The following is a 20,725-nucleotide window of genomic DNA, read 5'->3' as shown; positions in this document are numbered from 1 at the left end:
GATTATGAATCTTGATCGTAATACTCCTATAGCTTTTTTAGGTATAGGACTTATGGGAAGCCGTATGGCTAGTCGCCTTATTCAAGCTGGTTTTCAAGTTGCTGTCTGGAACAGAACTGCATCTGCTTGTGAAGAACTTATCGATATTGGCGCACATGCTCTCGATCTTTCAAACATCGGACAATACCCTATAGTTTTAACTTGCCTAGCTGACGATAAAGCTGTGCAAGCTGTATTTGAGCAAATCCAGCCTCATTTAAAAGCAAATCAAGTTATTGTCGATTTCTCAAGCCTGTCTGTTGCTGCAACAAAAGCACTTGCTCAGGCTGCCGCGTTACAACATGTGACATGGATTGACTCTCCTGTTTCAGGCGGTACAGCCGGGGCAGAACAAGGCACGCTAGTCATTTTTGCAGGTGGAGATGCTCAAACTATTGAAGCTTTGAGTCCTGTTTACAATGTACTTTCTCAACGTGTAACACGTATGGGCGATACAGGTACAGGCCAAGCCACTAAAATTTGCAATCAGCTGATTGTGGCAGCAAATAGTGCTCTTATTGCCGAAGCTGTAGCACTAGCAGACCACGCAGGTGTAGACACGACATTACTGGCTCCCGCCCTAGCAGGTGGATTTGCTGACTCAAAGCCTTTTCAAATACTTGCACCACGCATGGCGACTCATACTTTCGAGCCTATTCAGTGGAAAGTTCAAACATTATCCAAAGATCTTAACAACGCGGTAACATTGGCTAACAATGTTAATTTAGACATACCTGTTGCACAAAAAGCTCTATTACAGCTACAAACTCACCAAAAAAATGGCTTTGCTGAGAAAGATTTAGCTACTATCATTCAACTAGTAGAGCAATAATAAACGGAGTTTTTGTATGGGTCGTCTTGCCGTTAACTTATCCATGATTTTTACCGAAGTTTCTTTAATTGATCGCTTTGCATTAGCCCATGCAGAGGGCTTTGAACATGTAGAAATCCAATTCCCATACGAACTTTCTATTGCCGATATTCAAGACCAACTTGAACGTTACAACCTAAGTTTATGTTTAATTAATGTTCCTGCTGGCGATCTTATGCAAGGTGGAAATGGTTTAGCAGGCATACCTGGCCAAGAAGCAGCATTCCGTGAAGCACTAGAGTTAGCTATTCGCTATGCCACTGCCTTAAAAGTGCCTCGTGTTAATATTTTGGCAGGTAAGCAACCTCAAGATTCTGACTTACTTCCTTGCCTTAAAACACTTGCAAGCAACTTAAAGCTAGCTTGTGATTTACTTACAGAACACGACATAGAACCTGTATTTGAAATGATTAATGGCACAGATATGCCACGCTTTTTAGTACAGAACATTGCCCAAGCCCAAGAGATGCTTGAAGCAGTCAACCACCCTGCTTTAAAAATACAATATGACTGTTACCACATGGCGATGATGGGTGAAGATGTACTTGAAGGGTTACAAGAAAATATTCACCAGATTGGCCATATTCAGTTTGCAGACTGTCCTGGACGCCATGAACCCGATACGGCTCAAATCCCTTATGAGCAAATTTTTTCATGGATTAAACAAAGCACGTATGACGGTTACATTGCAGCAGAATATAAACCTAAAAACGGGTCAAATCAGTCATTTACATGGAAAAAGAAATACTTTTCGGATGATGTAAATATATAAACTGTTACTAGTTTTGTTTGAAATTCTGAGTGAAAACCACTATATTAGATAGTGAGTAATTGTCAGGAAAATATACCCTATATGAATTTAGAACCATCGCCCAGCGTGTCTAATTCTCACGATTTCGCAATGAACACCTCAAATAAAGACGTACAAGCTTGTCTCGAAGTCGTCCATGACGCTTTAGTTGATGTAAAAGCAAAAGATATTCTACAGTTAGATGTTAGTTCTATTAGCAACGTTGCGGATGCTATTGTCATTGCGAGTGGTACATCTACTCGTCACGTCAAAGCACTTGCTGACAATGTTGCAGAAGAAGCTCGAAAAGCTGGTTTCCGCCCGATTGGCGTTGAAGGCGAACGAGATGCCGAATGGATCTTAATTGATCTTGGTTTTGTTGTAGTACACGTGATGCTACCAACTGCCCGCAAATTCTATGATTTAGAAAGCTTATGGCGTACTGCCCCAGAGTCAGTCGCATAAAATTTTGCTTTTAAAAAAGCGGCTCTTTTGAGCCGCTTTTTGTTTATATAACTAATCAAAATTTTATTTAAAAAAACTATCTTTTATAGCCTCAGATATCCTCATCAAAGCTTCAACAGCACTTACGAGCTAGTCATCAATCTTACTTAAATTTGACATGACAAATTGTCAGAATTCCAGCACTATAACAATTCTTATAGTCTCATCAATAAATAGCATAACCGGAGCACTAAAAAGTGAAGATACTCATTACAGGCGCCAACACAGGTATTGGTTTTGCCACAGCAGAACAACTTGTACAACAAGGACAACATGTGATTTTGGCATGCCGAAATCCTCAAAAAGCACAAGAGGCAAAAAACAAACTACGCTCACTCAACCAAGGACAAGTTGATATCGTTTCTCTTGATCTGAACAGTCTTGAGTTAACCAGAAAAGCTGCTGATGAAATTGCAGATAAATATGGCAGCCTTGATGTGCTTATTAATAATGCCGGGCTATTTGCAAAAACAAAACAGCTCACCGCAGATGGGTTTGAACAACAATTTGGCGTTAATTATTTAGGTCATTTCTTACTTACTCAAAAGTTACTTCCGGCTTTAAAACAGTCACCTAAAGCACGGATTATTCACCTTGCATCTATTGCCCATTGGGTTGGCTCAATTAAACCTAATAAATTTCGCGCAGAAGGTTTTTACAATCCCCTGTTCTATTATGGACAATCCAAGCTTGCAAACTTGCTCTTGAGCAATGCACTAGCTGAACGACTAGCAAACAGCTCAATTACCAATAATGCATTACACCCCGGTGGTGTTGCCTCCGATATTTATCGTGATTTACCAAAACCAGTTTATGCAGCCATGAAAGTAGGTTTAGTTCCAACGTCAGTTCCCGCAAAGCTCATTACAGAAATGGCGATTGGAGACTCATGGCAAAATCGCAATGGCGAATATGTCAGCGCGCATATGCCTGACTGGAAATCTTCATATGCAAAAAACCAGCAACTGGCACGCGACCTCTACCAACAATCAATGGACTTAGTAGAAAATTTTCTTTAAATCCCAAAAAGCAAAAAACCACCCGAAGGTGGTTTTTTGTATCAAAGCAACTTAGTGGCCTGTACCATTAATTGCTTTAGTCATATCTTCAACAACTTTCTTAGCATCACCAAAGATCATCATAGTTTTTTCGTTATAGAACAAGTCATTATCAAGACCTGCATAACCTGTTGCCATAGAGCGCTTAATCACCATGATTGTACGTGCTTTATGTGCTTCAAGAATCGGCATACCATAAATTGGTGAACCTGGGTCATCTTTTGCAGCAGGGTTCACAACGTCGTTTGCCCCAATAACAAGTACCACATCAGTTGCCGGGAAGTCAGAGTTAATCTCATCCATTTCCAAGATATCTTCATATGCTACGTCTGCCTCAGCAAGTAATACGTTCATATGACCAGGCATACGACCTGCAACCGGGTGAATTGCGAAACGAACACGAACACCTTGCTCTTTTAGAATTTCACACAGCTCTTTCACAGCATTTTGTGCACGACCTTGCGCCATACCATAACCCGGTACAATCACAACACTGTCTGCATTTGACATCAAGAAGCCAGCATCATCAGCAGAACCTGAACGGTAGTTACGTTGAACTTGTTCACCTTTGGCCGCTGTAGAAACTGCCGCACCACCCATTGCACCACCAAACAATACGTTGATGATTGAACGGTTCATTGCTTTACACATGATGTATGACAGAATCGCACCAGATGAACCTACAAGCGAACCCGCAACAATCAACATGTTATTTTCAAGGGTAAAACCAATACCTGCCGCTGCCCAACCAGAGAACGAGTTAAGAAGCGATACCACCACAGGCATATCACCACCACCTACCGGTGCAATCCATACCCAGCCAAATGCAAGTGCAAGTGCTGTCATTGCCCAGAAAGCAGTCATATTGCCAGTTGTAAAGAAGTAGAAACCACAAGCCAACATCGCAACAAAGATAAGCGCTTGAACAGGTTTAACCCATGCGCCAGAGATTGTTTTAGCCCATTTTTTCGCAGCCAATTTACCGTAAGCAAACACAGATGCTGTAAAGGTAATCGCACCAACGAAACAGCCCACAAACAATTCAAATAAATGAACTTTGCTCATGTGCGCATGTTGTACGCCAGCAGCTGTTAATGCCGCCTCGTTTTGAGCAAACAATGCTGTAAGCTGGTTGTTATGCAAAATTGCAGCAACTGCAATTAAAACTGCAGCCAAACCTACCAATGAGTGCATAAGTGCAACAGTTTCAGGCATTTGAGTCATTGGTACAGTACGTGCACGTGCAATACCCACAATCGCGCCAAGCACCATTGCACCGCCAATCATCCAGATCACTGGGTTGTTGGCAACAAAGAAGGTTGTTACAACTGCAATCGCCATTGCGATCATACCGTAACGGTTACCTTGAATTGCTGTTTTAGGACCAGATAGGCCGCGAAGCGTCAAGATAAAGAGAATTGCGCCTACAAGGTACAACCAGTTTGCATTTGCTTGAATAAATTCCATGTCAAAGCCCTCTTATTTCTTTTGCTTAGGCTTGAACATTTCCAACATGCGTGCAGTTACTGCGAAGCCGCCGAAAATATTAATGCTTGCCAAAAATACCGCAATCGCACCAAGTACGCTTACAACATTCACACTTTGAAATGCAACATTTGCATCTACACCAAGTACAGGCAGCCCGACTGTTTGCAACATCGCACCAACGACAATAATTGATGACAATGCGTTAGTTACCGCCATAAGTGGCGTATGTAAAGCTGGTGTAACACCCCAAACTACGTAATAACCTACGAAGATGGCAAGGACGAAAATTGTAATAGTTTCAACCATGAGAAATCTCCTTAACCACGCTTAAGCAGCACTTGACCGCCATGAGTGACCAATAGGGCTTTTTGGATTTCGTCTTCTTGATTAATCGCAAAGTTTTTCTCTTTGTCGAATAAAGTCTCTACGAAATTGAAAACGTTACGTGCATATAATGCAGAAGCTTCTGTCGCAACAGTGGCTGGAATATTTGGAATACCCAAAATTTTCACGCCATTTTCAGTCACAACAGTTTCGCCAACTTTAGAACCTTCAACGTTACCACCAGTTTCAACTGCCATATCTAAAATGACAGAGCCCGGCTTCATTTTGGCAACAGTTTCAGCTTTAATCAGACGCGGCGCATCACGACCCGGCAACAATGCTGTTGTAATCACGATATCGGCATTCGACACAGCTTTATCTACAATCGCAGCTTGGTCTTTGATGTATTGCTCACCCGGCATCCAGCCATAACCATTTTTTGCTGCATCTGCTGCACGTTGCTGTTCTTCTTCAGACATTGGTACGTCTAACCACTTACCACCTAAAGACTCAACTTGATCTTTAGCTGTTGGACGTAAATCTGTTGCTTCAACAACAGCACCCAAACGTTTTGCTGTAGCAATCGCTTGAAGGCCCGCAACCCCAACACCCATAATCACAACACGTGCTGGCTTTACAGTACCAGCAGCAGTCATCAGCATTGGGAACATGCGTTGATACTCGGCAGCTGCAAGCAAAACTGATTTATAACCAGCCAAGTTCGCCTGAGAAGACAACACATCCATGTTTTGTGCACGAGAAAGCGTACGAGGAAGCAATTCCAGAGCAAAAGCAGATACTTGCTGATTCGCAAACTGATCTAGCTCGGTATTACGATAAGGATCAAACATTGCTACAACAGCTGTATTTGCTGCAAGTTTTTGAATTTCCCCGCCTTGTGGCGCACGAACTTTCAAAATAATTTGACTACCCGTATAGGCATCATCCGTAATGGTTGCACCGACCTGTTCATAAGCACTGTCAATGTACGCAGCCTTTACACCAGCACCACGTTCAATCACAACGCTATGACCAGCGCTAATCAACTTCTTTACTGTCTCTGGCGTAGCAGCTACACGATTTTCACCGACGACAGTTTCGGTTGGGATTCCGATCTGCATGAGCGTTCCTCAAGCTAATTTCTCATTGTCAAAAACATTGCAACCCGCAATGTTTCCCCCATGTGTATTCTTTGTACAGAATTTGGATTCTAATTGAACTTTTTGAAAATACCACCCACTATTTATTTAATAAATACCCATATTTTGAACTGATGATTCACGATATTTGACTTGAGGTGTAATATAGGAAGATTTTTCTTTTTTTTGCAGACAATAGTCTCTCTTATACAGTCCTGTATATGAAAATTTCTTTATCTTCGTTTCAAATTGGGTCTTTTTTCGCGCTTTGTTCTGCTTTTCTATTCAGTACAAAAGCAATCTTTATTAAACAAACTTATGCCCTTTCTCCATTAGTAGACGGTACAGTCCTGATGGCTTTACGTATGCTAAGCGCCTTACCGTTCTTTCTATTAATTTGCTGGTTCAATAGGCATCATAATCAGGGCATAAAAAAGAAGGATTGGCTAATTTTAATTTTTGCCGGTCTATTAGGCTACTACTTTGCCAGCTGGCTTGATTTCATGGGCCTTATGTTTATTAGTGCTTCTTTAGAGCGAATTATCTTATTTTTATATCCAACACTTACCGTGATTGCATCAAGCCTGCTCTACAAACAAAAATTAGATATAAAAAGTTTAATCGCCATTTTTCTTAGTTATGGTGGAACCGTGCTAGTGATGCTCCAAGAACACAACAACGCACCAATTCAGGGCAATTTCTGGCTAGGAACAAGTTTTGTATTTGCAAGTGCTGTAGCATTTGCTGGTTATTTACTGTTAACCCCACCATTAATTAAAAAATTTGGTTCTTGGAATTTCACAGGCTTAGCGTTAACTGTGGCCTGTATTGGGGCATTAACACATTACATACTAAGTACTCCTCACCCTATTCAACTAATATTACAACTCCCCTCAAGTGTAATTTGGTATGGAGTCGGCTTAGGCTTTTTAGTCACTGTCTTACCCACCGTTATGCTCATACAAAGTATTGAACGTCTTGGTGCATCACAATCTGCAATGATTGCTTCAATTGGACCAGTTTTAACTATTTTACTTGCCGTTGTTTTCTTAAATGAACATCTTAATATGTGGCAATGGGTCGGTTGCCTACTCAATATTGTAGGGGTAATGATGATTACGCTTAGAAAGAAAAGACTAAAACATTAAATTCTCTTGACCTCAACTTAAGTTGAGGTTGGATACTCATCTAAATTTTACTGAAAGGTTGAGTTCCAATGAATAAAGAAACTTTTAGAATCAAAAATCCCTCTACTTTATATAACCCAACACCAAATGCTTATAGCCATATTGCTGTAGTCCAAAATTTTAAAAATATTATTCATATTGCAGGACAAGGCGGTGAAGATTCGAAAGGGGAATTAAGCCCAAATTTTGAAGAACAAGCCACTCAAGTTTTTAATAACATTCAAAATGCATTAACAGCAGCAGAAGCAAAAATCTCAGATATTGCTGTTTTAAGGGTTTTAATTGTTGACCACTCAGATGAAAAACACCAAATTTTAATTAAAATCATGCAAAATCTATGGAAAAATCATCCTTTTCCAGCCTGTACGCTCATTCCTGTACCACGCCTTGCATTAGAGCGCATGCTCATTGAAGTTGAAGCAACAGCATACACCTAATAAAACCGAGAGAATATCATGTCTACCCCTGAAGATATCAGTCAAAATAAACCTTTGCTTTGGTTGATGGCAGCAGCATGTGGCTTATGTGCAGGTGTGAATTATTACTGTCAGCCTCTAATTCACTCTATTCAGCAAGAGTTTGCTGTAACTCAAGCACAAGCCGCTTTAACAGTGACATTTGCTCAGGTGTCTTATGCCCTTGGTCTACTCTTTATTGTTCCGATGGGTGACATCGTCAATAAAGCCAAAGCTATTCCGTTTTTGATGGTGCTTTGCGCAGTTGGTCTATTTACTTCTGCCTTTGCTGTTAACTTACCTATGCTCTGGATTGGTACAATTTTAGCGGGCTTGTTTTCTGTTGCAGCTCAAGTATTAATTCCATTAGCTACTATGACAGTCAAACCTGAAAAAACAGGCGAGATTATTGGTTTTTTAATGAGTGGCTTATTGGTCGGGATTTTACTCTCTACCAGTCTGGCCGGTTTATTTTCCAATCTTTTCCACTGGAAAGTCGTTTATGTGGTAAGCGGCGTATTAATGCTATTACTGGCATTTACTTTAAAAAGCCGTCTACCTTACGTCTTGCGTATGAAAATGAATTATGGGCAAATTTTTGTTTCCATGGCTCAGCTTTTAAAGCAGGAAAAGCGACTATTACTAAGAGCGCTTACAGGTGCTTTCGCCTTTGCAGCAGTAAGTACTTTATATTCCACTATCGCCTTACTACTGACCTCAGCACACCATTTACCAGATCTATTTATCGGACTCGTTCCTCTAGTTGGTATTTTTGGTGCATTATCAACCCGCTATATTGGTAAATACGCCGACCAAGGCTACACAAAATTACTTACTTGGATGGGCTGTGGACTATTCTTAGTCAGTTGGGTTTGTTTCTACTTTGGACAAACTCTACTTTCTACATATGTCATTGGGTTTGCGTTAATTCAATTAGCACTCGCGCTCGTTCACACCAGTAACCAAAGTATTATTTTCCGTCTACGTCCAGATGCTAAATCCCGTATTAATGCCATCTATATGACCACTTACTTTATTGGTGGCGCAGCTGGTTCGGCATTAGGAATTTTTGCCTGGAATCATGGTGGATGGACCATGACTTGCCTTGCAGGGGTTGGACTCGTTCTGTTTTGTATTTTATTTAGTGTGATTGATGCTTTCTTACAAAAAAAGCAGTTGGCTCACTCATAAGGTAATTTGTTAAAAATCATCTTTCTACATTCACCATAAGGGCGGTTATAAATTACGCGATTAAATGTCTCTGTCGATTCAGAGCTAAACCCCGTATAATGCTGCCCTTTCTTTAATTTAGCGACTTTTGGGTCTATTGATTATGCAATCACTTCAATCGTTACAACCTCGTATTTCAGTTGCCCCAATGATGGATAGGATCAACTAAAATAAAATATCATTTATTATTAAAAACTTAGAAACAAAAATAAAATTTATGGTGTAAATTTAGTGTAAAAATTTAATTACTGAAAAATAATTTAAAAATCCAGCCCATTTATGAATGGCTGGATTTTTATTTGATCTATTTTTGATAAGCTAGCTCAAAAGATCCTATTTCCTCTAAGACATACCGAATGTGGTGGCTCGTATCAATTGCAACCCATTGCGTAGGATTTCCTATAAAATTATTAATACCGTGCGCACATTCAAAGATTTTATTGTCTCCCCAACTAAAGCTTACATCTTCATAATAGATAGAATTAATTAATCTCATTGCTAGCTGCTTTCTATGCCCATGACTTCCACCATCTCTAGAAAATGGATGGCCTCTTACGACATAGTAATTTTTATCTATAGTGTAGATAATTTTTCCATTCGTATGTTGATTAATAATCTGCTTTTCTGGAGCTGGATGTCTTGCTCCATGATCTGCAAACTTCAATTTAACATTAGGGAACATGTTTCTTAAAGTCTGCCATACAACCATTTCTTTTCGAAGTACTGGACCATCCGTATCATGATCTTCAATGGCTTCTGCAACGCTTGAAGGATATGAAGCTCCACTGATAGAAATGTATTTAAAATCATATTCAGTTAATACTTCTAAAAAGTCTCTAGACTTGCTTAGCATCTGTTCAATTGTTATACGATTGACACTTACATCCCCAAAATCTAATAATATAGAACAATTATTTTCTGCTAATTTTAAATCAGAAATAATTGATTCTAGTTGTTCTTTGAAAAAATCAGGTTCATCAATATCATACATTGCCTCACCATCTAATCTAATACAAAAATAAGGAGCCTCTGGATAATTTAAATTTTTCATTGTTTGATGATAAAGACTGCTCATTTGATCAAACCAACGGTCATAACCAATTACAGGAACTACCTTTACTCCTAATGCAAACAATTTGTTATACGTATAGGTTAGGAAATGCTCACCATTCTCCAATAAAGCTTCAGATGGTTTCCAAAAATAACCATCCACTAAAGCAATATTTCCACTCCATAATTTCCCTATTTTCTCGCAACGGCTATTAATATCAACAAGTCTTGAAACCCCTTCTTTATAAATATTAGGCATTTCAAATAAAGGGTGGAAAGTTGGCTGTATTTGATATTCTAACTGCTCAGACCTAATAGGTTTTATCGCATCAAATTCACCTTGCTTCGCTTTCATGATTGGGACATATTCTGGAATTTTCATCATCTCTACTCCTCAACACTTAATAAATGAGAATTGGTTAATAATGCCTTGACCTGATATTGACCAACCAAGTCTGAAAATAAGGTGTAATTTCCCAACTCTTTTCGAATACGCCCTGCAATGATTGCTGGATGAACTCTCAACTCTTTAGCCAACTTTTCAATAGATTCTTTACTTGGTGAGATAAATGCCTCTGTACGTCTCAAAACTCCTCTTGGTATAAATGCCTCTCTTGCCAATCGATTTGCTTCAGCCTCCCTCCGATCCTCCATACTTGATGAATCTAAATCATCGAGAAATGCTTCTGTTTCATCAACATGCTTCCAAATATGTGCGCATTCATGTAGTAACGTAAACCAAAAATTATCCAATCGGTCATATCGTAAACTTAGCCCAATAATAGGAGTGCCGTCACTGTCCTTCAATGCCGCTCCATCAAGATGCGTACCTTTAAGATGAGGCTCAATGACTACAGCAATTCCATGTTTTTCTAAGTATTCAATTGCTAATATTGGCCCATGCTCAAACCAGCTTAATTGAGCTAACTCTCTTAAAAAATTACTATTTATTAAATTAGGGTCATATTTTCCTAGACTATCTTTCTTATCTCTAGCTTGGAGAATGACTCTAGCTAGCCACGCATACAGTGCATACATCGTATTAGGTGTTTGGGCATCACCAGACAACTTTCGTTTAAAAGAAGCTGAGCCGATTTGTAACCCTGATTGAGCAATATATTTTTGGATAATACTCTCAGTTGATGCTGCCGTATCAGCAAGAAATGTTTTTAACCACCCCCTATTTTTCATCTCTTTAACAGGAAATTTAGACCAATCAATATTATTTTTATCTAATGTATTCTTTGAATTTGATAAACCAATTAATGTCTCTACCGACAGTCCCAACCCTACAGATAATGCTCGGATCATATCTACGGTTAAAGCTCTTTTTCGATTAAGAACTTCAGAAACTCTACTAGTAGTACCAAAATATGGGGCCAAATCAGCTTGTTTTAACCCTTTCTCATGCATCCTAAATAGAATTGCATCAATAGGATCAGGCGCCTCTATCGGATATTGTTTAGTTTCATAATCTTCTATTAAAACCGATAATAATTCCAACCGATCACTCTCAGGACTTCCTATAGCCGGATTTAGCATAATTAAAGAATGCACTTCGTCAAGATAAGCTTGATACTGCTCTCTTGTACGAATAACTTTAAATTCCATTGTTAGCACCTTTAATGTTTACAGCTTTAATAATCGCTATTCTTTGAGAAAACGCGATTTGTAGACAAATAACCCATTTAGAGTTATGTATCGAAAATTCGAAACATTGATTTTCCAAAATAGATACTTTTGGAAATTGTTTCAGAATATCTTCCGCGCCCCGCCAATGAGCATCACGTATTTCAGAGATCCAACTTATGAGCCATTTTTTAGCAAACTCACACTCAATCACTGTTATTTTTTCAAGACCTAAAAGCTTCATTTAAAAATATTCCCAATTTGGGAATAAATTACACCATTTCAAAATACAACTCAATTCCCATTTTGGTAATTATCATAAACTAATTATTGAGAACTACTTTAATTGCTTAAATATTTATCAGTGATATGGTCTTTGTTAGATTTTTTTGAAATAAAAGAATAAATTTAATTAAATAAATCAATATTTAAAGTTTGATATGTTAGATATTGAATTGACATAAGCTGCCCATAATTCCTTCATTCAAAACCTAATTTAGTCACGGTCTTTCTAACAGAATTACAGTCTGACTAACCTCTAATGATCTTAAATAATAAATAACAGTAAAAATACTTTCTGTTATAGGGATAGGTAGTCTATAGATTGTTTTATGTATGTGGACAAATCCAGACTTGTCCACATATTTAAAATTAGGAGTCACTACCTATGCGTTTGCGTTCACGACTTCTAAAATTTTTCACATATAGGCCATCAATCATTTCTTTTGGCTCTAAAGCTAAGGCGCAATTCGCTAAGGTAGCAATTGTATTATCTGTTAACTTAAAGTCATTAGGTAAGAAACCATATTCTTTCTGACGATTACATTCAATAGCTTCAAATAAAGCTCTAAAATAATCAACTAAGGAAGCTCTCTCACCTATTGTTGCCACTTCAGTAATAGAATCAATAGCAATAGGTACGGCCATTCTTGCATCTTCAGCGATAACTTTCATTACATCATCTAACCGAGGCCAATATTTAAGATCAAACTGACCTTGGAGTTGCTTTAATTTATCTAGCAAAGATGTTCTAAAATACGGATTATTCTGAGATGCTTCACGAATTACATTACCAATGTGATAATGGGTATCTGTCATAAAGCCAGAAGTATTTATTAACTCGGATCTAGTTTCTAGGAGAGCTGCTAATTCATGAGCTTTAATAGAAATTTGCTGATTAATCTCATTCAATTTTTTCTGAGCAGCCCTAGACTTTATTACTTCCTCTGGACTATGCATTGAAGTAATTCCTACTAACAAATCTAAAAAATTTGTGAGGGCTTGATGATATTTCCCTAGTTTTGAATACAACTCACTATAAGCATGTTGTAACTCAACTTTACGCTCAAGTAACCTATCAATGATTATATTTTCACTAGGAAGTATCTTGGCTTGCGTATTAGTAGCTTTTTTATCTAATAGAATAGCTACACATACCTCTTGAGCTTTTATTTCATCTATAGACTTCATGATTTCATCTCTGTAATTGGTTCTGCTTACAGTGTAATTAGCTCAATTAAATCTGTCGGTATCTGAGTAATAATAACTTTTATAGTACTCAGATACCTCCTTTCTCATGAAAGAGTATATAAACAGTAGACTAGTTTTATTGGGAATTATATTAAGCAACTAGAGTCTAGTTAAAATTTTCCAGTTATTGATCACTTACTAAATTAGAACCAATACCACCAAAAAAACATAAGTGTTTGATATAAAAATATATAAACCTTCTATAGCCTCAGCCATCCTTTATTTAAGAATTTTTAATCTATAGCTAAGTAAACAGCTATTTCATCGACTACTGCTTTGGCTGTTCTAGAAACCCCGATTAATGTTGCCGATGCCATGCCTGTCCATTCACCATAACCAACTAGCCAAAGATTGTTTATTTTTATTGAACGTCCATCATTGACAGCAACAGTCTGATTAGGTTCTATCACTCCAAGACTCCTTAAGTGATTTAGGGAAGCTTTGAAACCTGTACACCAAATCACAGCATCGACCAATTGTGTTGAACCATCCTCCCAAACAACCGAATGTTCTTTAAATGCTTTAAAGGGTTCTCTGCTATGTAATACCCCACGTTCACGTGCATCTTTGACACTGTCAATCATGACAATATCCCCTAGACCACCAATGGGTTGATCAACTATTCGTCCCTCCTGTTGTGCCTTCAAACGTTCTGTTGCTCGAAGGAATAAAACACGCCCATCAACATCATCCGATAAAAATTGAGGAGGAGTTACTGTGATCCAAATAGTGTCTGCAACTTCTGAGACTTCAGCAAGAATTTGAGCACCAGAGTTACCTCCTCCTATCACTAGAACCTTTTTATTAATAAAAGGTTCTGGATTAACATAATGTGCTGAATGGGTTTGTATTCCTTTAAATCTTTCTAATCCTTCGTAATGTGGAATATAAGGCTGACTCCATGTACCTGTAGCACTGACAACCGCCTTTGCTCGCCAATATTTATCACCCGCATATACATCTAAGCAGTCATTTTTTTTCTCAATATGATCAACATGTATAGGTCGAATGACAGGAAATTGATAGCGTTGTTCGTATGCAGATAAGTATTGAATCACCTCATTCCGCGTTGGATAAGTTTGTTCAGTTTTTGGCATCATCCAGCCCGACAACGAACTCCAAGTATTTGGAGAAAAAAGACGTAAAGACTCCCAAGCATGTAACCATGCACCACCTGCCTGATTTTGGTCATCTAAAATCACAAATGGAATTTTCTTACGTTTTAAAAAATAAGCTGTAGCAAGAGCTGCTTGTCCACCACCAATAATGACTACATCTACTTCAGCTTGTAATTGAGACAAAGTATCGCTCCCCCCTTCTTTATTGTCATAAACAAAATCAAAAGCCCAATCTGTTAAACAGACTGGGCTTATTTCTTAAAATTTTCAAGTGATTGAATTAGCTTTTTAATCGTTCAATTGATCTAGATATTTTTCAGCATCTAGAGCAGCCATACAGCCTGATCCAGCAGAAGTAATCGCTTGGCGATAAATGCTGTCAGCGACGTCACCAGCAGCAAAAACACCAGCTACAGAGGTTGCTGTTGCATTACCAGAAGTACCGCTTTGTACTTGGATATAGCCATCACGTAAGTTTAATTGACCATCAAACATACCAGTATTTGGTTTGTGGCCAATTGCAACGAATAGACCATGAACCTCTACGTCTTGCTTAGATTCATCTTGAGTTGATTTAAGGCGAACACTTGTTACACCAGTATTGTCACCCAATACTTCTTCAACTTCGTGATTCCAGATAATGCTGATTTTGCCTTCTTTTTCTTTGACAAATAAATGATCTTGCAAAATCTTTTCAGAACGTAAGCTATCACGGCGGTGTACTAGCGTTACATGTGAAGCAATATTTGATAAATAAAGTGCTTCTTCAACAGCAGTGTTACCACCACCTACAACCATTACTTTTTGGTTTTTGTAGAAGAAACCATCACATGTTGCACATGCGCTTACGCCTTGTCCCATAAAGTTTTGTTCAGACTCTAGGCCAAGATATTGAGCTGTAGCACCAGTTGCAATAATCAAAGCATCACATGTGTATTCTTCCATATCACCTTTAAGAACGAAAGGACGTACATTTAAGTCCACTTCGTTAATATGGTCATAGACGAGTTCTGTACCAAAGCGTTCAGCATGTGCTTGCATACGATCCATTAATGCAGGACCTGTTAAACCTTCAGGATCGCCCGGCCAGTTGTCAACTTCGGTTGTTGTTGTAAGTTGGCCGCCAAGCTGTAAACCTGCAATTAAAGTAGGTTTAAGGTTTGCACGCGCTGCATATACTGCTGCACTATAGCCCGCAGGGCCAGAACCGAGAATTATCAGACGTGAATGTCTACTTTGCATTTAGTTCTCTCCAATGTATTACAGACTACGCTGGTTAACACGTTTAGATAATTCTTCAGCAGATTCTTTACGCTCAGAATATCGATCAGTTAGATACAGGCTTTGTCCACGCGTAAGTAATGTAAACTTATAGAGTTCTTCCATCACATCTACTATACGATCGTAATAAGAAGATGCTTTCATACGTCCATCTTCTTCAAACTCTAAAAAGGCTTTAGGAATTGAAGATTGATTCGGGATTGTAATCATCCGCATCCAGCGCCCCAAAATACGCATCTGGTTAACGCTATTAAAAGATTGTGAACCACCACTAACTTGCATAAGTGCTAAAGTTTTACCTTGCGTCGCACGTATTGCACCACCAGCCAAAGGAATCCAGTCGATTTGGGATTTAAAAATAGAACTCATAGAACCATGACGCTCAGGTGAACACCAAACCATACCCTCTGACCAAGCCAAAAGTTCATGCAATTCTTTTACTTTTGGATGTTCAGTATCGGCATCTTCTGGCAAAGGCAATCCTTTCGGATGAAAAATTTTCACCTCAGCACCAAACTCCTCCAAGATTCGTCCTGCTTCCATCACCGCTAAACGACTATAAGAACGTTCACGATTCGAGCCATACAACAATAAGATGCGTGGTGCATGATCCAGTGCTTTAGCTTGAACTTTCTCTAAAGTAGGTCGATCAAGAAGATTCATATCAACATTTGGGAGATTCATAGATTTACACCGATTCAAAATACTTTTTTCTTAGCCATAAAGAGACACTGACCAAAGCAATCAAAACTGGTACTTCAACTAATGGCCCAATGACTGTAGTAAATGCCACAGGCGATGCTAAACCAAAGGTTGCAATGGCTACAGCCAGTGCTAACTCAAAATTATTACCCGCAGCAGTAAATGAAATTGCTGTAGTTTTTGGGTAGTCATTACCCATCCACTTACTCATAAAGAAACTAATGAAGAACATTACGATAAAGTAAATTGTTAATGGAATCGCAATTCGAATTACATCCAAAGGCAGACTCACTACATCTCCACCTTTGAGACTAAACATAGCAACAATAGTAAACAGTAATGCCAATAGACTTAATGGACTGATCTTCGGTAAAAAGACATTTTGGTACCACTCTAAGCCTTTGGCGTTGACTAAGATCAAACGGGTCAAGAAACCAAGAAAAAAAGGAATACCCAAGTAAATCAATACCGCGTGGGTAATCGTCCAAAAATCCACATTGATTACTTGCCCAGCAATACCAAAATAAGGTGGTAAGAAGGTAAGAAATAACCAAGCATAAGTACTAAAGAACAAAATCTGAAAGATACTATTGAATGCAACCAATGCTGCTACATATTGGTTATCGCCGCAGGCTAAACCATTCCAAACTAAAACCATTGCAATACAACGAGCTAATCCGATCAGGATTAGTCCAGTCATATACTCTGGATAGCTATGCAAAAAAATAATTGCTAATGCAAACATTAATACAGGAGCAATAATCCAGTTCTGAACTAAAGACAAAGTTAATGTTCTTTTGTCTTTAAATACTTGTGGTAGAGCTGCATAGTCCACTTTGGCTAACGGTGGATACATCATCAGAATCAAACCAATCGCAATTGGAATATTGACAGAATCCACACTCATTTTGTCTAAAGTAACAGAAGCTTGAGGTAAGAAGACACCTATCGCAATCCCCACCCCCATCGCAATGAAAATCCATAGCGTAAGGTTACGATCTAAAAATGACAGTCTTTGTTGAGCCATGATTTTCTCATTCAATATCTGATATGTGATTGATTGCAGCAATTAATTCAGGACGAGACATATTTGCTGTATCAAGTGCAAATAAAGCATCTAAACGACGGTTGATATGGTCTACTGTCACTAGGAAAGCTTTTAATTTTTCCTCTTTAGGCAAGTCTAAATGTGATGGATCAGCCAAGCCCCAATGTGCCTTGATCGCTCCCCCTAAATAAAGAGGACAAGCTTCTTGAGCTGCTGAATCACACACAGTAATCACTACTTCAGGTTTATATTGCTCACAGTCATCAATGGTTTTACTCCATAAACCTTCTGTTGAAAGACCAAGGTTTTCCAAAGTTTCAATAGTCAATGGATGCACCTGTCCTGATGGCTTACTACCTGCACTGTATGCTTTCCAGTCATGAGGAGCACGACTGTTAAAAAGCACTTCAGACAAAATGCTACGACAACTATTTCCAGTACACAAAAAAAGGAATTTCATAATCTATTACTCACAATAACTATTTATAGAAAGCGTGTTGGTATTGCTTACAACTTGACTAGATGATGTTTTTTTTAAAGTATCTAGAATTTCAAAACACCATGCTGGAAGTTGTTGATTAATGCTGTAGTACACCCATTGGCTTTGTCGTCTGTCTTGTAAGAGACCAGAAGAGCGTAATAAAGCTAAATGCCTAGAAATCTTTGGTTGACTCAGTTGTAGCTTTTCTGTCAAATCACAAACACAGAGTTCTTTATTCTCAGCAATTAAAGTGACAATATTGAGACGGGTTTCATCTGATAAGCATTTAAAAAAATTAACTTGATCCATCTTTGCTACCTATAAATTTGGATATGCAGATAATCACATACAAGAACTAAATTTTTTAATTTACCCTCTGACCATTTTCGTCGATCACTTGTTCACCATCTTCTTTAGTGAAAGCACCTTTTTGTGGTAATGGCAGAATATCCAAGACAACTTCTGAAGGACGACTTAAGCGAGTACCTAATTCAGTAACAACAAATGGTCGATTAATCAAAATAGGATGTTCAAGCATAAAACTGAGTAGTTGTTCATCACTCAAATCACTACGATCAAGCTGTAAATCCCGATAAGGATCTACATTCTGACGAATAGCCTCTCTTACTGTTAAGTTTGCATCCTGAATCAATTTAACTAATTCGTCATGACTAGGTGGTGTAATGAGATATTCAATTACGATTGGCTCGATTCCAGTATTACGAATCAAAGCCAAAGTATTCCTAGAGGTTCCACAAACAGGATTGTGATAAATCTTTACATCTAATGAAGTTGTCATAAAACAGAGACCTTTAATATACTAATATCCTTATATACGAATTAGCATATATATGCAACTTCATATATGATGGCCTGCAAAATACAATCCATTAAATAAGCTAGTTAAATTTAAAAAACTGCTGTAAACAATTCATTTTAGATTAAGAATTTAGCAATAATATTAAATAAGCCAATATACGCATCAGTAAGTTTGAGAAACAAATGTGATCACTAACTTTTTATTCAGGCTAACTTCTTAAGTACACCACATTTGTCCACTGTACATAACCCATCACAAGTCTTTCTTATTTCTAATAGCTGCTGTATGAGTTTCTGCTGATTCCGAATATTTTCCTCTACATCGTTAATATGTGAATCGATAAGCTCATTCACATCAGAACAATTTAGATTAGGCAGATCCTTATAATTTAGTAATTTTTTGATTTCAATTAAGTTCATATTCAAAGAACGACAATTCACAATGAATTTCAACCGATCAATGTAATCTTCAGTATATAGTCTATAGTTACCTTGAGTTCGATCAGGTTGCGGGATTAAACCTTCTTTTTCATAAAACCGTATTGTCAGTACTGAGCACGACGTTTTTTCAGAGAGCTCTCCTATCTTCATAAACATTAGAAATACTCAAAATCCAACTTGACTCTATAGTAGCTATAGAGATTTTAATATGCAATAAGTAAAGATATGACTATGGGCACATCAATGAGTGGTTGCGGTTGTAATAAAGAAAGTTCTTGTGAAGACACTAAGCAAAATCAAAATGAATCAGAAACAAATTCTGGTAACAGTAAAGATTTAACTGCTGAAGAAAGTAAAAGTTTTTGTTGTGGTAATGAAGTACCACAACAATCTAAGCCAGATGAAAAAGATCCTTGTGCTAGTACTCAGCCATGTTCTACGCAGTCAAACTCATGTTGCACCCCAGATTCGATAAGTTCACCTGAGACAGTTAGTGATAATGAGGATGTAGCGACTTTCATCAGTGACTATAAAATCCCTAAAATGGATTGTTCCGCAGAGGAACAAATGGTTCGGATGACTTTATCTTCTTTGGTAAATGTTAAGAGGCTAGTTTTTGATTTGCCGAATCGAAACCTAAAAGTTATGCATAATGGTGAAAGTAATGAAATCACTGCAAAACTTGAAGCTCTTGGGTTTGGCGCTAAATTAAATAAAACTGAAGCCTATGTAAATAAAGAGCATGCAAAAGAAATCAGTACGTTTCTGATTCCGAAAATGGATTGCTCTGCTGAGGAGCAAATGGTTCGTATGGCATTGTCTCCAGTGAGTGAGGTCAAAGGACTAATATTTGATTTACCTAATCGGAAATTAAAAGTTTTTCATAATGATGGTCTTAATGAAATTACTAGCAAACTTGAAGCACTTGGTTTTGGAGCCAAACTTGAAAGTACCGCTGCCTCTGTGGGTGAAATGCCTGAAAAAGCAGATACGTCTGAACAAGCAAAAGTTTTAAAAATTCTTTTAGCGATTAATCTCCTATTATTCTTTATAGAATTTATCAGTGGTTTGGTAGCTGCCTCTACAGGCTTGATTGCTGACTCATTGGATATGCTTGCTGATGCCACAGTGTTTGGTATAGCACTGTTTGTTGTTGGTAAAAGTGTAAAAAAACAATTAAAAGCAGCGCATCTTTCAGGCTGGTTACAGTTAATTCTCGCTACTTCTGTAATTGTAGATGTTGTGCGTCGGTTCATTTATGGTAGTGAGCCAGAGTCTTTCTTGATGATTGGAATTGCTGCTTTAGCGCTAATTGCCAATTTTTATTGTATATACCTAATGTCTCATCAAAAAAATGATGGTGCACACATGAAGGCTAGTTGGGTCTTTTTATCCAATGATATCATAGTCAATTTTGGTGTGATTTGTGCAGGGATACTAGTTGCTTTGACAGGTTCCGCATATCCAGATCTTGTTATAGGAATAATTGTTTCACTTTTCGTACTTAACGGTGCTCGAAAAATTTTGGCATTGAAATAAGA

Annotated in this window: 23 protein-coding genes; 8 read left to right on the top strand and 15 right to left on the bottom strand. The window is 38.1% G+C overall.

The window, feature by feature from the left end; genetic code table 11:
* Nucleotides 1–4 precede the first annotated feature (4 nt).
* The 4 genes from CSB87_RS12710 (at nt 5) to CSB87_RS12695 (ending at nt 3,223) form a co-directional block, all read left to right on the top strand.
* Nucleotides 5–871, top strand: a complete 867-nt coding sequence (locus CSB87_RS12710) for an NAD(P)-dependent oxidoreductase (protein WP_004883176.1) — start codon at nt 5–7, stop codon at nt 869–871.
* Between the two features lie 16 nt (nt 872–887).
* On the top strand, nt 888–1,682 hold the full coding sequence (locus tag CSB87_RS12705) for a hydroxypyruvate isomerase family protein (RefSeq protein WP_004883177.1): 795 nt from the start codon (nt 888–890) through the stop codon (nt 1,680–1,682).
* 81 nt (nt 1,683–1,763) lie between these two features.
* Nucleotides 1,764–2,165: a ribosome silencing factor gene (rsfS, locus tag CSB87_RS12700; protein ID WP_004883179.1), complete on the top strand. Its 402-nt coding sequence runs from the start codon at nt 1,764–1,766 to the stop codon at nt 2,163–2,165.
* A gap of 236 nt (nt 2,166–2,401) precedes the next feature.
* Complete coding sequence (locus CSB87_RS12695; RefSeq protein ID WP_004883181.1) at nt 2,402–3,223, top strand: SDR family NAD(P)-dependent oxidoreductase; 822 nt, start codon at nt 2,402–2,404, stop codon at nt 3,221–3,223.
* A gap of 51 nt (nt 3,224–3,274) precedes the next feature.
* Here CSB87_RS12695 and CSB87_RS12690 read toward each other — a convergent pair whose 3' ends face one another.
* The 3 genes from CSB87_RS12690 to CSB87_RS12680 are packed head-to-tail and all read right to left on the bottom strand — an operon-like array spanning nt 3,275 to nt 6,195.
* Complete coding sequence (locus CSB87_RS12690) at nt 3,275–4,729, bottom strand: NAD(P)(+) transhydrogenase (Re/Si-specific) subunit beta (protein WP_000394402.1); 1,455 nt, start codon at nt 4,727–4,729, stop codon at nt 3,275–3,277.
* 12 nt (nt 4,730–4,741) lie between these two features.
* On the bottom strand, nt 4,742–5,056 hold the full coding sequence (locus CSB87_RS12685) for a proton-translocating transhydrogenase family protein (protein WP_000230434.1): 315 nt from the start codon (nt 5,054–5,056) through the stop codon (nt 4,742–4,744).
* Between the two features lie 11 nt (nt 5,057–5,067).
* Nucleotides 5,068–6,195, bottom strand: a complete 1,128-nt coding sequence (locus CSB87_RS12680) for a Re/Si-specific NAD(P)(+) transhydrogenase subunit alpha (protein ID WP_004883185.1) — start codon at nt 6,193–6,195, stop codon at nt 5,068–5,070.
* Nucleotides 6,196–6,434: 239 nt separating this feature from the next.
* Here CSB87_RS12680 and CSB87_RS12675 point away from each other — a divergent pair, with 239 nt between their 5' ends.
* The 3 genes from CSB87_RS12675 to CSB87_RS12665 all read left to right on the top strand — a co-directional run bounded on the left by CSB87_RS12675 (nt 6,435) and on the right by CSB87_RS12665 (nt 9,046).
* Nucleotides 6,435–7,361, top strand: a complete 927-nt coding sequence (locus tag CSB87_RS12675) for a DMT family transporter (protein ID WP_004883187.1) — start codon at nt 6,435–6,437, stop codon at nt 7,359–7,361.
* A 68-nt stretch (nt 7,362–7,429) separates the two neighbouring features.
* Nucleotides 7,430–7,837: a RidA family protein gene (locus CSB87_RS12670; protein ID WP_106105078.1), complete on the top strand. Its 408-nt coding sequence runs from the start codon at nt 7,430–7,432 to the stop codon at nt 7,835–7,837.
* A gap of 18 nt (nt 7,838–7,855) precedes the next feature.
* Nucleotides 7,856–9,046: an MFS transporter gene (locus CSB87_RS12665; RefSeq protein ID WP_004883192.1), complete on the top strand. Its 1,191-nt coding sequence runs from the start codon at nt 7,856–7,858 to the stop codon at nt 9,044–9,046.
* 343 nt (nt 9,047–9,389) lie between these two features.
* Here CSB87_RS12665 and CSB87_RS12660 read toward each other — a convergent pair whose 3' ends face one another.
* From CSB87_RS12660 to cadR, 12 genes are all read right to left on the bottom strand, one after another.
* Entirely contained in the window at nt 9,390–10,520 is a 1,131-nt protein-coding gene (locus tag CSB87_RS12660; RefSeq protein ID WP_000975797.1) for a beta family protein, read from the bottom strand.
* A gap of 2 nt (nt 10,521–10,522) precedes the next feature.
* A complete protein-coding gene (locus CSB87_RS12655) occupies nt 10,523–11,746 on the bottom strand; it encodes an ImmA/IrrE family metallo-endopeptidase (protein WP_000394713.1) in 1,224 nt (407 codons plus the stop codon).
* Entirely contained in the window at nt 11,736–12,008 is a 273-nt protein-coding gene (locus tag CSB87_RS12650; protein ID WP_000770669.1) for a type II toxin-antitoxin system HigB family toxin, read from the bottom strand. Before CSB87_RS12650 ends, CSB87_RS12655 begins: the two co-directional genes overlap by 11 nt.
* 407 nt (nt 12,009–12,415) lie before the next feature.
* Complete coding sequence (locus tag CSB87_RS12645) at nt 12,416–13,234, bottom strand: hypothetical protein (RefSeq protein ID WP_000835372.1); 819 nt, start codon at nt 13,232–13,234, stop codon at nt 12,416–12,418.
* A 293-nt stretch (nt 13,235–13,527) separates the two neighbouring features.
* Entirely contained in the window at nt 13,528–14,595 is a 1,068-nt protein-coding gene (locus tag CSB87_RS12640) for an ArsO family NAD(P)H-dependent flavin-containing monooxygenase (protein ID WP_002061939.1), read from the bottom strand.
* Nucleotides 14,596–14,700: 105 nt separating this feature from the next.
* Nucleotides 14,701–15,654: a thioredoxin-disulfide reductase gene (gene trxB / locus CSB87_RS12635; RefSeq protein WP_002061937.1), complete on the bottom strand. Its 954-nt coding sequence runs from the start codon at nt 15,652–15,654 to the stop codon at nt 14,701–14,703.
* An 18-nt stretch (nt 15,655–15,672) separates the two neighbouring features.
* On the bottom strand, nt 15,673–16,377 hold the full coding sequence (gene arsH, locus CSB87_RS12630; RefSeq protein WP_001052988.1) for an arsenical resistance protein ArsH: 705 nt from the start codon (nt 16,375–16,377) through the stop codon (nt 15,673–15,675).
* A 4-nt stretch (nt 16,378–16,381) separates the two neighbouring features.
* Nucleotides 16,382–17,422, bottom strand: a complete 1,041-nt coding sequence (gene arsB / locus CSB87_RS12625) for an ACR3 family arsenite efflux transporter (protein ID WP_000068659.1) — start codon at nt 17,420–17,422, stop codon at nt 16,382–16,384.
* Between the two features lie 7 nt (nt 17,423–17,429).
* Nucleotides 17,430–17,903, bottom strand: a complete 474-nt coding sequence (locus CSB87_RS12620; protein ID WP_002125971.1) for an arsenate reductase ArsC — start codon at nt 17,901–17,903, stop codon at nt 17,430–17,432.
* Between the two features lie 6 nt (nt 17,904–17,909).
* On the bottom strand, nt 17,910–18,233 hold the full coding sequence (locus CSB87_RS12615) for a metalloregulator ArsR/SmtB family transcription factor (RefSeq protein ID WP_000373080.1): 324 nt from the start codon (nt 18,231–18,233) through the stop codon (nt 17,910–17,912).
* Between the two features lie 55 nt (nt 18,234–18,288).
* Nucleotides 18,289–18,723 carry an arsenate reductase (glutaredoxin) gene (gene arsC, locus CSB87_RS12610; RefSeq protein WP_004883202.1) on the bottom strand — a complete coding sequence of 145 codons (435 nt, stop codon included), beginning with the start codon at nt 18,721–18,723 and terminating at the stop codon, nt 18,289–18,291.
* Between the two features lie 224 nt (nt 18,724–18,947).
* Nucleotides 18,948–19,340 (bottom strand): Cd(II)/Pb(II)-responsive transcriptional regulator, encoded by a 393-nt coding sequence (gene cadR / locus CSB87_RS12605; protein ID WP_000480874.1) that lies wholly within the window; start codon nt 19,338–19,340, stop codon nt 18,948–18,950.
* A 75-nt stretch (nt 19,341–19,415) separates the two neighbouring features.
* On the opposite strand from cadR, the gene CSB87_RS12600 reads away from it, so the two are divergent.
* Nucleotides 19,416–20,723: a cation transporter gene (locus CSB87_RS12600; RefSeq protein WP_009501710.1), complete on the top strand. Its 1,308-nt coding sequence runs from the start codon at nt 19,416–19,418 to the stop codon at nt 20,721–20,723.
* The last annotated feature ends 2 nt before the right edge of the window (nt 20,724–20,725 follow it).

Source organism: Acinetobacter sp. AR_0276 (genome assembly GCF_003000705.1).
GTDB classification, from domain to species: Bacteria; Pseudomonadota; Gammaproteobacteria; order Pseudomonadales; family Moraxellaceae; genus Acinetobacter; species Acinetobacter nosocomialis.
The sequence above is the reverse complement of the archived record's forward strand: the minus strand, read 5'-3'. Positions and strand labels throughout refer to the sequence as shown.

Excerpts from the sequence above, each read along its gene's own strand:
- CSB87_RS12710 (WP_004883176.1), top strand. The coding sequence starts at position 5 with ATGAATCTTGATCGTAATACTCCTATAGCTTTTTTAGGTATAGGACTT.
- CSB87_RS12705 (WP_004883177.1), top strand. The coding sequence starts at position 888 with ATGGGTCGTCTTGCCGTTAACTTATCCATGATTTTTACCGAAGTTTCT.
- rsfS (WP_004883179.1), top strand. The coding sequence starts at position 1,764 with ATGAATTTAGAACCATCGCCCAGCGTGTCTAATTCTCACGATTTCGCA.
- CSB87_RS12690 (WP_000394402.1), bottom strand. The coding sequence starts at position 4,729 with ATGGAATTTATTCAAGCAAATGCAAACTGGTTGTACCTTGTAGGCGCA.
- CSB87_RS12685 (WP_000230434.1), bottom strand. The coding sequence starts at position 5,056 with ATGGTTGAAACTATTACAATTTTCGTCCTTGCCATCTTCGTAGGTTAT.
- CSB87_RS12680 (WP_004883185.1), bottom strand. The coding sequence starts at position 6,195 with ATGCAGATCGGAATCCCAACCGAAACTGTCGTCGGTGAAAATCGTGTA.
- CSB87_RS12675 (WP_004883187.1), top strand. The coding sequence starts at position 6,435 with ATGAAAATTTCTTTATCTTCGTTTCAAATTGGGTCTTTTTTCGCGCTT.
- CSB87_RS12670 (WP_106105078.1), top strand. The coding sequence starts at position 7,430 with ATGAATAAAGAAACTTTTAGAATCAAAAATCCCTCTACTTTATATAAC.
- CSB87_RS12665 (WP_004883192.1), top strand. The coding sequence starts at position 7,856 with ATGTCTACCCCTGAAGATATCAGTCAAAATAAACCTTTGCTTTGGTTG.
- CSB87_RS12660 (WP_000975797.1), bottom strand. The coding sequence starts at position 10,520 with ATGATGAAAATTCCAGAATATGTCCCAATCATGAAAGCGAAGCAAGGT.
- CSB87_RS12655 (WP_000394713.1), bottom strand. The coding sequence starts at position 11,746 with ATGGAATTTAAAGTTATTCGTACAAGAGAGCAGTATCAAGCTTATCTT.
- CSB87_RS12650 (WP_000770669.1), bottom strand. The coding sequence starts at position 12,008 with ATGAAGCTTTTAGGTCTTGAAAAAATAACAGTGATTGAGTGTGAGTTT.
- CSB87_RS12645 (WP_000835372.1), bottom strand. The coding sequence starts at position 13,234 with ATGAAGTCTATAGATGAAATAAAAGCTCAAGAGGTATGTGTAGCTATT.
- trxB (WP_002061937.1), bottom strand. The coding sequence starts at position 15,654 with ATGCAAAGTAGACATTCACGTCTGATAATTCTCGGTTCTGGCCCTGCG.
- arsH (WP_001052988.1), bottom strand. The coding sequence starts at position 16,377 with ATGAATCTCCCAAATGTTGATATGAATCTTCTTGATCGACCTACTTTA.
- arsB (WP_000068659.1), bottom strand. The coding sequence starts at position 17,422 with ATGGCTCAACAAAGACTGTCATTTTTAGATCGTAACCTTACGCTATGG.
- CSB87_RS12620 (WP_002125971.1), bottom strand. The coding sequence starts at position 17,903 with ATGAAATTCCTTTTTTTGTGTACTGGAAATAGTTGTCGTAGCATTTTG.
- CSB87_RS12615 (WP_000373080.1), bottom strand. The coding sequence starts at position 18,233 with ATGGATCAAGTTAATTTTTTTAAATGCTTATCAGATGAAACCCGTCTC.
- arsC (WP_004883202.1), bottom strand. The coding sequence starts at position 18,723 with ATGACAACTTCATTAGATGTAAAGATTTATCACAATCCTGTTTGTGGA.
- cadR (WP_000480874.1), bottom strand. The coding sequence starts at position 19,340 with ATGTTTATGAAGATAGGAGAGCTCTCTGAAAAAACGTCGTGCTCAGTA.
- CSB87_RS12600 (WP_009501710.1), top strand. The coding sequence starts at position 19,416 with ATGGGCACATCAATGAGTGGTTGCGGTTGTAATAAAGAAAGTTCTTGT.